This window comes from Bacillus sp. A01H (assembly GCF_045277205.1).
GTDB lineage: Bacteria > Bacillota > Bacilli > Bacillales > Bacillaceae_G > Bacillus_A > Bacillus_A paranthracis.
Map to the genome: position 1 here is coordinate 737,519 of NZ_CP117702.1, position 14,952 is coordinate 752,470.

The 14,952-nt window shown below is 35.0% G+C and carries 16 protein-coding genes; 13 read left to right on the forward strand and 3 right to left on the reverse strand.

Features of this window, described 5'->3' with window-relative positions; genetic code table 11:
• Positions 1-133 precede the first annotated feature (133 nt).
• The 12 genes from PSR14_RS03925 to PSR14_RS03980 all read left to right on the forward strand — a co-directional run bounded on the left by PSR14_RS03925 (position 134) and on the right by PSR14_RS03980 (position 11,108).
• The gene (locus tag PSR14_RS03925; protein WP_406644153.1) at positions 134-820 is read left to right on the forward strand and encodes a lysostaphin resistance A-like protein; all 687 of its coding nucleotides are present in this window, start codon (positions 134-136) and stop codon (positions 818-820) included.
• 23 nt (positions 821-843) lie between these two features.
• Complete coding sequence (locus PSR14_RS03930) at positions 844-1,815, forward strand: phosphotransferase enzyme family protein (protein WP_098487510.1); 972 nt, start codon at positions 844-846, stop codon at positions 1,813-1,815.
• Between the two features lie 157 nt (positions 1,816-1,972).
• Entirely contained in the window at positions 1,973-3,433 is a 1,461-nt protein-coding gene (locus tag PSR14_RS03935; RefSeq protein ID WP_073541553.1) for a sodium:alanine symporter family protein, read from the forward strand.
• Positions 3,434-3,569: 136 nt separating this feature from the next.
• Positions 3,570-4,298 carry an amino acid ABC transporter ATP-binding protein gene (locus PSR14_RS03940; RefSeq protein ID WP_073541560.1) on the forward strand — a complete coding sequence of 243 codons (729 nt, stop codon included), beginning with the start codon at positions 3,570-3,572 and terminating at the stop codon, positions 4,296-4,298.
• A 12-nt stretch (positions 4,299-4,310) separates the two neighbouring features.
• A complete protein-coding gene (glnH, locus tag PSR14_RS03945) occupies positions 4,311-5,141 on the forward strand; it encodes a glutamine ABC transporter substrate-binding protein GlnH (RefSeq protein WP_000916479.1) in 831 nt (276 codons plus the stop codon).
• 70 nt (positions 5,142-5,211) lie between these two features.
• Positions 5,212-5,868 carry an amino acid ABC transporter permease gene (locus PSR14_RS03950; RefSeq protein ID WP_001112657.1) on the forward strand — a complete coding sequence of 219 codons (657 nt, stop codon included), beginning with the start codon at positions 5,212-5,214 and terminating at the stop codon, positions 5,866-5,868.
• Positions 5,869-6,513: an amino acid ABC transporter permease gene (locus PSR14_RS03955; RefSeq protein ID WP_000345989.1), complete on the forward strand. Its 645-nt coding sequence runs from the start codon at positions 5,869-5,871 to the stop codon at positions 6,511-6,513.
• 204 nt (positions 6,514-6,717) lie between these two features.
• Positions 6,718-8,139 (forward strand): amino acid permease, encoded by a 1,422-nt coding sequence (locus PSR14_RS03960; RefSeq protein ID WP_001187115.1) that lies wholly within the window; start codon positions 6,718-6,720, stop codon positions 8,137-8,139.
• Positions 8,114-8,491: an OsmC family protein gene (locus PSR14_RS03965; RefSeq protein ID WP_046198908.1), complete on the forward strand. Its 378-nt coding sequence runs from the start codon at positions 8,114-8,116 to the stop codon at positions 8,489-8,491. The genes PSR14_RS03960 and PSR14_RS03965 overlap by 26 nt, the downstream gene beginning before the upstream one ends.
• 62 nt (positions 8,492-8,553) lie before the next feature.
• Positions 8,554-8,988 carry an HIT family protein gene (locus tag PSR14_RS03970; protein WP_095842532.1) on the forward strand — a complete coding sequence of 145 codons (435 nt, stop codon included), beginning with the start codon at positions 8,554-8,556 and terminating at the stop codon, positions 8,986-8,988.
• A gap of 178 nt (positions 8,989-9,166) precedes the next feature.
• Positions 9,167-9,724, forward strand: a complete 558-nt coding sequence (locus tag PSR14_RS03975; RefSeq protein WP_000869279.1) for an RNA polymerase sigma factor — start codon at positions 9,167-9,169, stop codon at positions 9,722-9,724.
• Entirely contained in the window at positions 9,690-11,108 is a 1,419-nt protein-coding gene (locus PSR14_RS03980; protein WP_000185094.1) for an ECF-type sigma factor negative effector, read from the forward strand. Before PSR14_RS03975 ends, PSR14_RS03980 begins: the two co-directional genes overlap by 35 nt.
• A gap of 29 nt (positions 11,109-11,137) precedes the next feature.
• Here PSR14_RS03980 and PSR14_RS03985 read toward each other — a convergent pair whose 3' ends face one another.
• Positions 11,138-12,133: a YafY family protein gene (locus PSR14_RS03985; protein ID WP_001996681.1), complete on the reverse strand. Its 996-nt coding sequence runs from the start codon at positions 12,131-12,133 to the stop codon at positions 11,138-11,140.
• A 76-nt stretch (positions 12,134-12,209) separates the two neighbouring features.
• Here PSR14_RS03985 and PSR14_RS03990 point away from each other — a divergent pair, with 76 nt between their 5' ends.
• Complete coding sequence (locus PSR14_RS03990; RefSeq protein ID WP_000085793.1) at positions 12,210-12,731, forward strand: dihydrofolate reductase family protein; 522 nt, start codon at positions 12,210-12,212, stop codon at positions 12,729-12,731.
• Between the two features lie 13 nt (positions 12,732-12,744).
• Here the strand turns inward: PSR14_RS03990 and PSR14_RS03995 are convergent, their stop codons facing one another.
• Both PSR14_RS03995 and PSR14_RS04000 read right to left on the reverse strand, forming a co-directional pair.
• Positions 12,745-14,136 carry a HAMP domain-containing sensor histidine kinase gene (locus PSR14_RS03995; RefSeq protein WP_098487511.1) on the reverse strand — a complete coding sequence of 464 codons (1,392 nt, stop codon included), beginning with the start codon at positions 14,134-14,136 and terminating at the stop codon, positions 12,745-12,747.
• A gap of 11 nt (positions 14,137-14,147) precedes the next feature.
• Entirely contained in the window at positions 14,148-14,825 is a 678-nt protein-coding gene (locus PSR14_RS04000) for a response regulator transcription factor (RefSeq protein WP_000565459.1), read from the reverse strand.
• Positions 14,826-14,952: the final 127 nt, after the last annotated feature.

The following is a 14,952-nucleotide window of genomic DNA, read 5'->3' on the forward strand; positions in this document are numbered from 1 at the left end:
GCTTTTGGTTTTTACTCTTTTGTTGTTCTTTTTGCGAGAAATTTATGCTTGGACTATTTTTAAAAAAGTAGCTTGAAAGTTACGTTACGTCATCTTTTATACTATAGAAAATAGGATATAGGGGATGATATAGGTGACTTTGAGGTATATGTGGGGATGGAAAGAAATTTTATATTTATTAGTTTTCGTATTTCTTATTGTCCCAGTAACAGTTGAATCTCTTTTATATGAATATGCTTTAAAGATAATAGGGAACTCATTATATGCTGGAGTATTAATGGGATTTATAATGGCGGTGATATTTACTACTGTAGTTTATCTTTTTTGTATAAAAAGATATCAACTGTCTTGGAAAGATATTGGAATTCGAAAACTTTCATGGAAAGATTTTTTATGGACAGTTATAGCATTGATTACCTTAATTGTAGTTAGTATTGCTGTATTAATGATAATGGAGAAAATGGGTATTTCTTTTGAAAATAGTAAAACGGAGACGGTCCAAAATGATAAATCAATATATTCGTTCTGTATCGCGGTAATTGGAGCAGCAGTTATATCACCAATTTATGAAGAGATTTTATATCGAGGTGTTTTTTATACATTTTTTCGTGATAAATATGGTATATGGGGTGGAGTGCTTGTAAGTTCTATAATATTTACTGTTGTTCATATTCCCTCATATAACACATTACCAGTGAATTTTTTAAGTGGAGTAGTATTTGCTTGGTTATATGAGAAAACAAATTCTATTTTATCAGCTATGATTGCCCACGCATTATTCAATTTCATAGCAGTACTTTTAACATTTATGTCGAATTAAGAAGATATATAGGAGGGATACATATGGAAATAGCTGTAGAACGTGTTTTTACGAAAGAGATTTTAAAAAGAGCAGCGAGTTTGTTTCATGTAACAGTGGAAGACAAGCCGCTTGGAGATTTTGAGAATTATATTTTTAAGGCGAAGGGTGATAATGATGAAGACTATGTATTACGTTTAACGCATTCGTCGCATCGCTCTAAAAAAGAAGTCGAGGCTGAACTAGATTTTTTACGATATGTTGCGGAGAATGGGGCAAAGGTAGCAGGCCCCCTTTATTCAGCATCTCAAAATCTTGTAGAAGACATCAGAGCAGAGGATGAAACTTTCTTTTTCGCTTCTTTATTTACATATGCAAAAGGTGAGCAAGTAAAAGGAGCGGAATCGCCTTATTGGGGAGACGCTTACTTTGAAGCATGGGGAAAAGCGATTGGACAACTGCATCGTCTAACAATGAACTATCCTAAAACGGATCATCGTGATACGTGGGAAGAAGATGAGAGTGGGATTGTTAATGAATTAGAAGATGATCAAGTGAAAAAGATTGCTACTGTATTAATGGATGAGATAAAGGCTCTTCCAATTGAAAGAGAAACATTCGGCCTTATGCATGGTGATATTCATCCAGGTAATTTTCATTATGATGGAAAAGAGCTAACAATCTTTGATTTTGATGATGCGGCTTATAATTACTTTATACACGATTTAGCAATGGTTCTTTATTACTCTGTTCTATTTACAACGTGGACAGCGGAAGAGAAGACAGACTTTGCTCGTAAACAGTTACAAGTGTTACGGAAAGGCTATGAGTATGAGCACAGACTGGCGGATAGCTGGTATGAATCATTACCACTATTTTTACGTTTGCGTGACATAGGTCTATACGGCACGCTCCAAAAGAAATTTAAAGGGAAAGATATGCCAGATAATTTCCGAAAGTTATCAGAAGAGCTATACGAAAGAATTATAAAAAAAGAAGCAATTGTGAATATATAATACATTCTGTTCAAAACAAAGTATATAAAACAAATATATACTTTGTTTTTTTATACAAAAATATGTTTGTTTTATTAAAATAATATTGTCATAGATTCGGTATACACTTATAATTTTTATATATTCTGAATATTCTTAATAAAAAGGAGGGGGAATATTGGAAGCTTTCGTAAATTGGTTAAATAATATTGTTTGGAGTCCAGCACTTGTTTATTTATGTTTAGGAGCAGGTTTATATTTTTCTATTCGAACGAGGTTTTTACAAGTAAGGCACGTAGGAGAAATGGTGAAGCTGACATTTAAAGGAGAAAAATCAGAGGCTGGTGTTTCTTCATTCCAAGCGTTAGCACTTTCGTTATCAGGGCGCGTTGGGACAGGGAATATCGCTGGGGTAGCTACAGCGGTTGCCTTCGGTGGACCAGGGGCTGTATTTTGGATGTGGGCAGTAGCCTTTTTAGGAGCAGGATCAGCTTATGTAGAATCAACACTCGCGCAAATCTATAAGACAAAGCATCAAGGACAGTTTCGCGGTGGACCTGCTTATTACATTGAAAAAGGTTTAGGGGTTAAATGGTATGCATTAGTATTCGTTGCAGCGACAATCCTTGCAACTGGGCTTTTATTACCAGGCGTGCAAGCAAATAGTATTGCTGTAAGTTTAGAGACAGCTTTTGGAATTAATACTACTCTATCAGGGGCTTTATTAGTTGTTGTATTGGCTCTTATCATCTTCGGTGGAGTAAAACGAATTGTTAACGTAGCGCAAGTTGTCGTACCGTTTATGGCTGTTGGATATATTTTAGTAGCTTGTGTTATTGTCGCTATGAATATTGAAAAACTGCCAGAAGCATTTATGTTAATTATAAGAAGTGCGTTTGCATTAGAAGCAGCATTTGGTGGTATTATCGGTTTAGCAATTTCTTGGGGAGTAAAACGTGGTATTTATTCTAATGAAGCAGGGCAAGGAACTGGGCCACATGCAGCGGCAGCAGCTGAAGTATCACATCCAGCTAAGCAAGGCTTAGTGCAAGCGTTTTCCGTTTACATTGATACATTATTTGTTTGTTCAGCAACAGCATTTATGATGATTATTACAGGCATGTATAACGTATTTGATGCAAGCGGAAAAAACTTTATCGTAAATAAATTAAATGGTGCACAGCCAGGACCGGGATATACACAGGCAGCAGTAGAATCTGTTTTCCCTGGATTTGGAAACGGTTTCGTTGCAATCTCGTTACTATTCTTTGCATTTACAACAATTATGGCGTATTACTACATTGCAGAAACGAATATCGCGTACTTAAATCGTGATAAAGACCGTCCTTGGATGTCTATGGTACTAAAGTTTGTCTTTTTAGGAGCTGTATTCTACGGTTGTATCAAAACAGCAGCAACGGCTTGGGCTTTAGGTGATATCGGTGTAGGGATTATGGCATGGGTAAATATCATTGCGATTTTATTGTTACAAAAACCTGCATTAGTTGCATTAAAGGATTATGAAAAGCAGAAGAAAGAAGGAAAAGATCCAGTATTCGATCCAGGGACATTGGGAATTAAAAATGCTGATTTCTGGGAACATGAATACGGAAAAGATAAGAAAGAAGAAGTATCGTAATGGAATAGAGATGAAAAAGCAAAGGGGAAACCCCTTTGCTTTTTTTATGGGTGAAATGAGGATCAAAGTTATTTTTTTGCTTATTTTTGAATATAAAAAGAATGTACATGCTTTGTTAGGGGAAGGGGGGAGTATGTTGATAGAGTTTCGTAATGTAAATAAATATTATGGTAACTTTCAAGTTTTAAAAGATATTAATGTACAAGTGAAAAAAGGTGAAGTGGTAGTAGTTGTTGGGCCTTCAGGATCAGGAAAAAGCACGTTGCTTCGGTGTATAAACCAGTTAGAGTCAATTACAGAGGGAGAGTTAATTGTACAAAATACGGAGGTACACAATGCGAAAACAGATATGAATGAATTACGCCGAAATATCGGAATGGTCTTTCAACATTTTTATTTATATCCACATAAAACGGTTCTTCAAAATATTACACTAGCACCTATTAAAGTAAATAAAATTTCAAAAGAGGAAGCAGAGAAAACGGCGATGTTTTATTTAGAGAAAGTAGGAATTCCGGAGAAGGCCAGTGTATATCCACATCAATTATCTGGTGGACAACAGCAAAGGGTGGCAATTGCTAGAGGACTTGCGATGCAGCCGGAAATTATGCTATTCGATGAGCCTACGTCTGCTCTTGATCCAGAGATGATCGGGGAAGTACTTGATGTTATGAAAAAGCTAGCTAAAGAAGGGATGACGATGGTCGTTGTCACGCATGAAATGGGATTTGCACGGGAGGTAGCCGATCGGATTTTATTTATGGATGATGGCAAGATTATTGAGGATACAACACCGGCGCAATTTTTTGCGAGTCCTGAACAAGAAAGAGCGCGTCTATTTTTAAGCCGAGTGTTAAACCATTAAAGGAGGAGTTTTATGCTTAAAATGAAAAAGTTGTTTACGTTAATCGTATTTTCATGTCTATTCGTACTTGTCGTTGCTGGGTGCGGAAGTAAAAAAGATGAGGCAAAAGAAACGAATACGAAGCAAGGCGGGGCTGTTGAGCAAATTAAGAAGCGCGGGAAATTAGTAGTTGGGGTGAAGAATGATACGAACTTATTTGGATTGAAAAACCCTTCAACAGGGCAGGTAGAAGGATTTGATGTTGATGTTGCAAAGGCGCTTGCGAAAAAAATTCTTGGAGATGAAAAGAAATTAGAATTAAAAGAGGTAACGTCTAAAACGCGTATTCCACTCCTGAAAAATGGTGACATTGATGCAATTATCGCAACGATGACAATTACAGAAGAACGTAAAAAAGAGGTCGATTTTTCAGATGTATACTTTAAAGCAGGGCAATCGTTACTCGTAAAAAAAGGAAGCGATATTAAAAGTATTGATGATGTGAAAAAGGGCGTAAAAGTGTTAGCAGTAAAAGGTTCAACATCGACAAATAACATTCGCCAAAAATCACCGGAAGCGACTGTATTAGAATTTGAAAATTACAGTGAGGCATTTACAGCGTTAAAAGCAGGAAAAGGTGATGTGTTAACGACAGATAATGCAATTCTTTACGGTATGGCAAAACAAGATTCGAATTATGAAGTTGTCGGGAAAATTTTCACGGATGAGCCGTACGGAATTGCAGTGCAAAAAGGTGCAGATGATTTAACGAAAGAGATTAATAATTTAATTAAAGACATGAAAGCAAGCGGAGAGTATGACAAATTATATGAGAAATGGATTGGGCAGAAACCAGAGAAGTAAAGTGATAAATAGTAAAAGTGAGAGGATGAGAGTACTCATCCTCTTCTTGTAAAGAAAGAGGGGAGAATATGTGCCTGATTTTTCTATATTAACGAATAACATTGATATGTATTTAGAGGGTTTTAAATATACAGTGTTGTCTAGTGTAATCGCATTAATAGGCAGTTTTATTTTAGGGGTAGTATTGGCGGTAATGCGTATTGCACCGATTCGTATTTTAAATTGGTTGGGAGCTGCTATTGTAGAATTTGTAAGAAATATTCCGCTCGTATTAATTGCATTTATATTTTATTTCGCTTTACCTGTAGTAGGAATTACTTTAAATGGTTTTGTAGCAGGAACAGTTACGCTTACCGTATATACTGCAGCGTTTATTGCGGAAGTCATTCGAGCTGGTATTTTATCAGTCGCGAAAGGCCAAATGGAGGCAGCACGTTCCTCAGGATTGACGTATACGCAAGCAATGTACCATGTCGTTTTACCCCAGGCGATGAAAATCGTAATCCCTCCTTTAGGAAATCAATTTCTCAATTTAGTAAAAAACTCTTCTATACTCGGAATTATTGCTGGTGCTGATTTAATGTATCAAGGAGATTTAATTTCAACGAAGACGTTTGTTACGTTCGATGTGTATATATTTGTCGGGATGTTTTATTTAATATTAACAATTCCGCTCAGTATGCTAGTGCGTTATTTAGAAAAACGCTTAGCAAAGGAGGCGGTGTAAATGGATTTTAAGGGAGCAATAACAGGAGATCATATTCTCTTTTTATTAAAAGGATTACTCATCACATTAGAGGTAGCACTCGTAGCGATTGTACTTAGCTTTATTATCGGTAGTGTAATAGGGATTGTACGGTACACAAAAATACCCGTCTTCTCACAAATATTAGGAGTTATCGTTGAAGTAATTCGAAACTTACCACTACTTTTAATTATATTTTTCACATATTTTGCACTTCCAGAAGCAGGCTTGAAATTAGAAATTATAACAGCCGTAATTGTCGCTTTAACAATATTTGAAGCTGCAATGATATCTGAAATTGTTCGAAGTGGCCTATTATCTATTGAAAAAGGACAGATTGAGGCTGCAAGATCTTCAGGATTAACGTATGTGCAAGCACTTTGGCACATTATTTTACCACAAGCATTAAGAAGAATGGTCCCGCCACTTGTCAGTCAGTTTATTTCATTGCTGAAAGATACAGCGCTAGCAGTCGTTATATCACTCCCAGAGCTTATGCATAATGCTCAAATTATTAGCGGACAAAATGTAAATTATATGATTCCAACGTTTATAGTAGTAGCTTGTATGTACTTTATTGTAAACTATAGTTTATCAATTTTATCGAGAAGGTTAGAACTTCGTTAACCCTTACAATATATGTAAGGGTTTTTCCTTGTTTCTCCTTATTTTCCTCTAAATAGAATCTAAATCTTGCAATAATTCAATTTTTTATATTATTTTATCAGAAAAGTTTTAATTTTATATAGAAAATGTAATCGCTTTCGTGTATATTTTTATTATCAGAAAATTTTAACAAGATATAGGGGTATTGGTAGGGGGAGGATTTAGATGCAGCAACCAACGAATGAGAAATTACATCGTACGATGAAGAGTAGACATTTATTTATGATCGCACTAGGTGGTGTAATCGGAACTGGTTTTTTCTTAGGTTCAGGTTACACCATTAATCAGGCTGGACCAGGGGGAGCCATCCTTTCATATTTAGTAGGCGGATTTATTATGTATTTAACAATGCTTTGTCTTGGAGAATTAACGGTAGCGATGCCAGTTTCAGGTTCTTTCCAAAAGTATGCGACGAAGTTTATTGGACCAGGAACGGGCTTTATGATCGGCTGGCTATATTGGCTTGGCTGGGCAGTAACAGTAGGATTAGAATTAACGTCAATCGGTTTAATGATGAAAAGATGGTTTCCGAATGTTGATGTTTGGGTATGGTGTCTTGTATTCGGTGTTATTTTATATGCTTCAAACGCAATTTCGGCGAAAAGTTATGCTGAATTAGAATTTTGGTTCTCTAGTATTAAAGTAGTTACCATTCTTGCCTTTGTTGTTCTTGGTGGTAGTGCATTATTAGGATTTATATCATATGACGGAAAAGAAGCAGCACCTCTTTTCTCTAACTTTGTAAGCGAAGGCGGGTTATTCCCGAATGGACTAGCTGCCGTATTACTTACGATGATTACAGTTAACTTCTCGTTCCAAGGAACAGAGTTAATCGGGATTGCAGCGGGAGAAAGTGAAAATCCAGAAAAAACAATTCCACGTGCAATCCGTAATACAGTATGGCGCATTATGTTATTCTTCATTTTAACAATGACGATTTTAGTAGGATTAATTTCTTGGAAAGAAGCTGGCGTAATTGAAAGTCCGTTCGTAGTTGTGTTTGATAAAATTGGTATTCCATATGCAGCTGATATTATGAACTTTGTTATTATTACAGCGTTACTATCTGTAGCGAATTCAGGATTATATGCGGCAACTCGTATACTATGGTCACTTGCAAATGAAGGAATGGCACCAAAGTCTTTCCAGAAAGTAAATAAGCGTGGTATTCCAATTACAGCGCTAGTCGTAACAATTGCTGTAGCTGCTTTATCTTTATTAACAAGTTTCCTTGCAGAAGATACAGTATACATGTACTTATTATCTATAGCTGGTTTATCAGCTGTTTCAAGTTGGATCATTATTGCCCTGTCGCAACTGCGCTTTAGAAGTCAGTATATAAAAGGCGGAGGAAAGTTAGAGGACTTAAAATATAAAACACCGTTATATCCAATTGTTCCTATTTTAGCTTTAATTACAAATAGTATCGTTGTTATTAGTTTAGCGTTTATTCCAGAACAAAGAATGGCGTTATATTGTGGTATTCCATTTATCATTTTCTGCTACATATATTATTATATAAATAAGAAACGGCAGAAACCGATGAAGGTGGAGACAACAAATGAAACTAACCATCAAACAAGATGATATTGAGGCAGATTTATCGTATGGTCAATTAGCGATTGGAAAAGAAAACGGGTATTCACCGTTACAATTACTTATTTCTTCAATCGCAGGATGTAGTGCAATTGTCTTTCGAACAATTTTAGAAAAGAAACGTATTCCATACGATACGTTTACAATTGAAACGGAAATTGGTAGAAGTGAAGCATTATCAAAACCAGTTGAAAGTGTTCATTTGCATTATAAAATTAAAGCACAAAACATTACAGAAGAGAAGTTGGACAAGGCACTGCAACTTGCAGTGAAAAATTGCACGATTGTTCAATCGGTAAAAGATAGTATAAAAGTTACGGAAACGATTGAGCTAATAAAGTGAAACAGAAAAACGTGAGAATACGGCTCTCACGTTTTTCTGTTTTAGAGAGAGGAGAAAGTGTAATGGATTGTTTAGGATGTAAATTAGCAAACGAGGAGGAAAAAATATATAGAGTATACGAAGATGAGTATGTAACATGTTTTTTAGATCATGAACCTTTCTATCCAGGCCATACTTTAATTGTGCCAAAACAGCATGTTGTAGAAGTAGATGAATTAGATGATGTTGTAGCAAAATCCATTATGGATGCTTCTAAGCTTATTGCAAAAGCGATTAAGGCATTATATAAACCAGATGGAGTTACAGTTTGTCAAAATGGTGGAGTATTTAACGAGTTAACACATTACCATATGCATGTCGTACCAAGATATAAAGAGCGCTCGTTTGCTGAATTTTATACGGTACAATCGGGAGAAAAGCAGAATCATAATTTTGAAGAGACTAAGCGCTTATTAAAAGGGGCGATAGAGCAAATACTGCTTAATGAAAAAGTGTAAGAGGGATGTTTTAAAGAAGTTTTCAGGAAAATTCTAATAAACAAAAGCCCAATTTCTCAGTTAAAATAGAGAAATTGGGCTTTTGTTTATTCTATTATTAAATTTTATCTATAAAAAGATTTTGCAGTGTCACAAAGTATGGTGCTCATTCGTTATATAGAGTGAGAGGAGGAATTATATGAAAGTTACAAACAACGATTATGAAAAGATGGAAGAGCTATATGAGTTGTATGAACAAAAGATTTATTATGTAGCTTATTCTATTTTAAATAATATTCAGCAGGCAGAAGATGCAGTTCAAGAGACGTTTATTACTCTTTATAAGAACTTGGAAAAGCTCCATAGCTTGAGTACTGAAGAGCTTAAACGATACATTTTGAGGGTTGCGAAAAACAAGGCGATTGATAGCTACCGGAAAAATAGACGACATGAAACATTTTTAGAAGAATATGAAAGAGAATCAGCAGAAGCAGTAGATGAAAATATTGAAGAGTGGGAAAAACGTGTAATGTCCGAGGTTCAAATTGATGCATTGTTAAAAGAGTTAAATGAATCTAACAAACAGGTGTTTAAGTATAAAGTCTTCTATAACTTAACGTATCAAGAAATTTCAAGCGTCATGGGGATAACGGAGGCTAATGTCCGAAAGCAGTTTGAGCGTGCTCGAAAAAGAGTCCAAAATATGATAGGAGGTATACAACATGACGAATTCAAAGAACTCCAAAGAAATATATGAACTTGCTGAAAAAATTGCTTTAGATGATTTTGATAAACTCGAAGAACAACATGAATTTTCACATACATATACGCGCAAAAAGAAATTGTTTATGGAAGAAATGAAGCTGAAAGACGAGAAGCCACAGAAAAAGCGTAAAAAACATCGTATGTTAATCGCTGCTGCTTGCTTATTGATTGGTATGCCGACAACCGTTTTTGGTGCAGTGAAAGTCTATAATATGATTGTCCAAAAACAAAATTACGAAGTAAATGTTTCGGTATCAAACAAGGACTCAAAAAAGAGTGATAAGTGGTATAAGTTGAAAATAGGTAAATTGCCAGAAAATATGGAAGCAATTGATGATAGTGCTATGAAATATTCATTTAAAGATAACTACGCAATGGGGGGATTTTCATTCGTTCTTTGGAGAGTAGGAGGGAATTCAGATTTTCCAACTCTGTACTCGAAAAGTTATGAAGAAAAAGAGATAAATGGTAAGAAGGCAGTAATTGTTCATAGAGAAAATGGTAATAAAGATTTAATGTTTAATAGAGTAATTTTTCTCTATTTTGAGGAAGAAGGAATTATGTTACAAAGTTATATTGGAAATGATATAAACGAAGAACAAATGATAGATGTGCTAGGGAGCATTTCACTTGAGCCCACGTCAAAAGAAAAGTCATCATATATAAGCGATTATGATAAAAAGTATTTTAGCCAAGAAAGTAAAACAACTAAGGTAATTCCTTTGAAGAAGGATAGCAAACGACTATTTCATATAGGGCAAAAGGTTCCAGTAACGATATCTATGGATAACAGCCAAATTGAATATGTGATAGAAAAAGTTGAAGTCTTTGATTCAATCAAAGATTTTAAACAAGAGAACTTTAATGAACTTGGCCTAGAGATATTAAGCAAGAATCAAGCTTTGGATCAAGAGGGACAATTGATACCATATAGACGCGATGTATATAAACTTGGAAATGGTAAAGATTCAATTCATAAATTAGTAGAAACAAAATTAATTAATCCTAAGTTTGTTTACTTAAAAACAACAGTAAAAAATATTGGTAAAAAGTCGACAGAAGAAATCTATATGCATCCATCTATAAAACAGCTTAAATTTGAAGGTAATGCATGGAACTACGCTAAAGAAGATGGAATCGCAGAAAAAAATATTATGACAGGCGAAGTTGATTATTTAGAGCCTCATGGAGATGGAAAAAGCTTCTACAATATTGGTAGTATCCGACCAGGAGAAACGGTGAAGGTTAACTTAGGTTATTTTGTAGATGAGGATAAACTAGATTCAATCTTTTTGGATGCTTTCAATTACAGAGGAACTGGCGACACTGAAAATATGAATGCGAAACATCGTTGGTGGATTGATATTCGTCAATAGTAACAAAGAGACTAAAAAGCTGCTTACATCTAGCAGCTTTTTTCGTCTTCATACATATGTAAAATTTCTTTCGCACGTATACGTAAACCATCTATTAATTCTTTCGGTTCTAACACTTTTGCATCTTTTCCAAGTCTATAAAATAAAGGGATAATAAAGTTTATTTCACCTTTATCAATTGTTGAATGTATATATCCTGTCCCGTCCTCGTTTACTACAACGAATTCTTCAAGGTAAGGCACGCTTTTACATTGGCGCACACCTTCTTTTGTCAGTAAAACATGTAACTGCGTAGGAATGTGTACGACGTTAGAGCTAGAGTCAAACCATTCTGCTAAATTCATGAATGTACTTTCATTTTTTTCCGTTGATAATATAGAAAGAATACGATCAACGCGATACAGTAATACTTTTTTTCTACTGAAGTCATAGGATGGTAAGTACCATAGTCCGTCATGAGCATATACACCGATAGGATGAACATGTTTTGTTTTTATCCCCGATTTAGATTCATATTGAAATTGTAAATTTTTATTTTCAATAGCCGCAGTTAGTACTTCGTTTAAAAGAGGTGTATCAATTGTACGCTTCGGATTCCAAAAGGCGATGTAAGAACGTATTTTATCAACTTTCACTTTCGCATCATGTTGTAGGGAGCTATACAGTTTATGTGTAACGGAATTGATTTCTGTGTTAAAAGGCAAGTCTCGATAGTAACTTAAAGATTGAAAAGCAAAAAAGATGGAGACTGCTTCTTCTTCCGTAAATAAGATAGGTGGAATGACTCTATTCGTTAATACTTTATAGCCGCCGTTACGACCTTGTTCTGCGTAAATGGGCAACCCCATATCACTTAAATCTAAAATGTATCTATGGACAGTACGAACGGAGATATTAAATTCATCAGCTATTTCTTGCGCTGTAAATGTCTTTTTGGCAGAAGCAAATATAAGAATATCTAATAAGCGTTTAGCTTTTGACAAATGTATCACCTTTTTTCTTTTTAACATGACATAAATTGTCATGTTTTATTGTTAGTATATTGTTTACATCATATGTTATCAAGATGATTATCAAGATGAGATGCAAGGAGGAAAAGATATGTCACGTGAAATAGTTTTATTTATTGCGGCGAGCTTAGATGGATATATTGCGAAAGAAAATGATGATTTAGAGTGGTTAATGGAAACAGAAGGAGAGGGAGATAACGGTTATACAGAAATGTATGAAACAATTGATACGATAATCATGGGAAAAAGAACGTACGATTATGTAGTAGAGCATATGGAAACATTCCCGTATGTAGATAAAAAATGTTATGTTTTCTCTAACTCAGAAAAAGGTTCGAACGAACACGTGGAGTTTGTAAATGAAGATGTAGTGGAGTTTACAAAAAGGTTGAAAGAGCAAGAAGGATCTAAAATATGGATGGTCGGTGGAGGGAGTCTACTGAGAGAGTTCTTTAAGAATAATCTAATTGATGAATATGTTGTTACGATTACACCGCATATATTAGGTTCTGGAGTTCCGTTATTTCAAGACAAGAACCCAGAAATTCATTTAACTTTAACGGATACGAAACGTTTTGGGCAATTTGTAAACTTATATTATAAAGTAAAATGATAAAGAAACACGACTACTGATGGTAGTCGTGTTTTTGTATAGATGGCAATGAAATAATAAAGCAAGATCCGTGATCAACTTCGCTCGTTACAGTAATATTCCCACCGTGCAGCTCTACAATTTCTTTCACGATAGATAATCCTAAACCAGTTCCGCCTGTAGCTCGTGATCTCGCTTTATCAACTCGATAAAAGCGGTCGAAAATGTGAGGGAGGTCTTCAAGCGGAATACCTTCGCCTTCATCTTCAATTGCAATGGAAATACTTTTATGTTCTTCTGTAACAGAAATGTTTATATGAGAATGCTCTTTTGAATGTCTATAAGCGTTATTTAAAATATTCACCACAACTTGTTCGAATCGTTGTTCATCTAAGTTTACTAGCAGTGTAGGAGGACAAGAGAAAGAAACTGTAATGTACCTTTCTTTATACATGGCGTTTACTTTTTCACATATACGCGTAAGGAAGGTGTGTAAATGCACTTCCTTTACTTGAATAGAAAAGTTATGTTGTTCCATTTGTGCAAGGGAGAACAAATCTTGAACTAAGTTTGTGATGTAATCAGACTCATCTTTTATAATAGATAAATACCGCAAACGTTGCTCAGGAGATGTTGCTTCTTTTGAAGCAATGTCAGCATAACCTCTTACGTATGTTAATGGTGTTCGTAATTCATGAGCAACACTTGCCAGAAATTCACTTCGCTCTGTTTTCATATAATGTAAATCATTTGCGAGTGTTTGAATAGATGATGCTAGTTCACCAATTTCATCATTTCGAGTAGTCGTTAATGAAACTGATAAATCTCCTTTACTCATTTTTTCAGTGGCATGTTTCATGTGTAACAATGGTTTTGTTAACAAACGTGATAATAGAAAGATGGTGATGGCTGTTAATAGAAAAGTAATGCCTCCAGCAATAATAAATTGTCTTGTTAGTCCATTCACCATTTCTTCTATTGATGCCGTTCCAAGAAACATATATACGTAGCCTTCCGTTTTTCCTGCGACTATAATTGGACTAACTGTACATATATAATTAGATGTTTTCCAATGATTCTCTATAATTGCTCCGTCATGATCTGTCCGCGTTTGCATCTTTTCAATATGCCTTTTTATAGTAGTATTTATTTCATTGGATTTAGCTAGTACATCTTTATTTGCATTTGTAATAACAACAGTGGTTTCGGCTTCGGATTCCATTAGTGCAACATGAGAGATTGTTTGCTTATCAAAATACTTTTCAAGGACATCTCTGTGACTATTTCCGCGCTTTAATAAAGCTGTCATTTCTTCATTTACTCTATTGTTGACAAGACTATAATAAAGCGAGACAAATAGAACACTTTCGATTAAAAGTGTAACAATCAAAAAATAAAATCCGAGCTGAATAGAAATTCGCTTCATTGCTTTGCTCCTTAATCTAAAGTATCAACCCATCGATAGCCAACTCCGTACACAGTTTTTAAATGATCATCAATAGGGAAATTTACTTTTCGTAATTTATCACGCAAATTACGAATATGTGAATCGACAGTTCTATCTTCTGTATTTGTATTTAATCCCCAAATTCGTTCAATGAGCTGATCACGGTTCAATACATAGTTCACATGACGTAAAAATAATCCGAGTAAAGAGAATTCAATTGGTGTAAGAAGAAGTTCTTCGTTATAGACAGAAACGAAATGCTTTGCCTCATCCCATAAAATGCCGTGATATTGGATTTGCGTCCGTTGATTCGTTCGCCTTAAAACAGCTTCAATTCTCGCGAAAAGCTCTTCTTCATGGAAAGGTTTCGTTACGTAATCATCTGCTCCGATTTTTAATCCTTGGACGACATCTACCGTTTGATCACGAGCTGTTACCATAATGATAGGAACGTTACTAAATGAGCGGATTTTTTTACACGTTTCCCATCCGTCCATCTTTGGCATCATAATATCCAGTAAAATAAATTTAAAGTTTTGATTTTCTATATGTGAAATCGCTTCTTCTCCTGATCGTGCACATATGCAGTTATATCCAATTGGAGTAAGATAAAGCGTTAATAATTCAAGCATTCTCGGTTCATCGTCTACGAGCAGTATATCAATCATAGAGAGCCCTCCATATGTAATCTTTACTTAAATTGTAATGCAAAATCATGAAGAAATGGTGCAGATTGTAATGCGTCTGCATAATTTCTTCAGAATTGCTTGTTATTGTAAAGTTGAAATTCCATTT

Excerpts from the sequence above, each read along its gene's own strand:
- PSR14_RS03930 (WP_098487510.1), top strand. The coding sequence starts at position 844 with ATGGAAATAGCTGTAGAACGTGTTTTTACGAAAGAGATTTTAAAAAGA.
- glnH (WP_000916479.1), top strand. The coding sequence starts at position 4,311 with ATGCTTAAAATGAAAAAGTTGTTTACGTTAATCGTATTTTCATGTCTA.
- PSR14_RS03955 (WP_000345989.1), top strand. The coding sequence starts at position 5,869 with ATGGATTTTAAGGGAGCAATAACAGGAGATCATATTCTCTTTTTATTA.
- PSR14_RS03960 (WP_001187115.1), top strand. The coding sequence starts at position 6,718 with ATGCAGCAACCAACGAATGAGAAATTACATCGTACGATGAAGAGTAGA.
- PSR14_RS03965 (WP_046198908.1), top strand. The coding sequence starts at position 8,114 with ATGAAACTAACCATCAAACAAGATGATATTGAGGCAGATTTATCGTAT.
- PSR14_RS03970 (WP_095842532.1), top strand. The coding sequence starts at position 8,554 with ATGGATTGTTTAGGATGTAAATTAGCAAACGAGGAGGAAAAAATATAT.
- PSR14_RS03975 (WP_000869279.1), top strand. The coding sequence starts at position 9,167 with ATGAAAGTTACAAACAACGATTATGAAAAGATGGAAGAGCTATATGAG.
- PSR14_RS03980 (WP_000185094.1), top strand. The coding sequence starts at position 9,690 with ATGACGAATTCAAAGAACTCCAAAGAAATATATGAACTTGCTGAAAAA.
- PSR14_RS03985 (WP_001996681.1), bottom strand. The coding sequence starts at position 12,133 with ATGACAATTTATGTCATGTTAAAAAGAAAAAAGGTGATACATTTGTCA.
- PSR14_RS03990 (WP_000085793.1), top strand. The coding sequence starts at position 12,210 with ATGTCACGTGAAATAGTTTTATTTATTGCGGCGAGCTTAGATGGATAT.
- PSR14_RS03995 (WP_098487511.1), bottom strand. The coding sequence starts at position 14,136 with ATGAAGCGAATTTCTATTCAGCTCGGATTTTATTTTTTGATTGTTACA.
- PSR14_RS04000 (WP_000565459.1), bottom strand. The coding sequence starts at position 14,825 with ATGATTGATATACTGCTCGTAGACGATGAACCGAGAATGCTTGAATTA.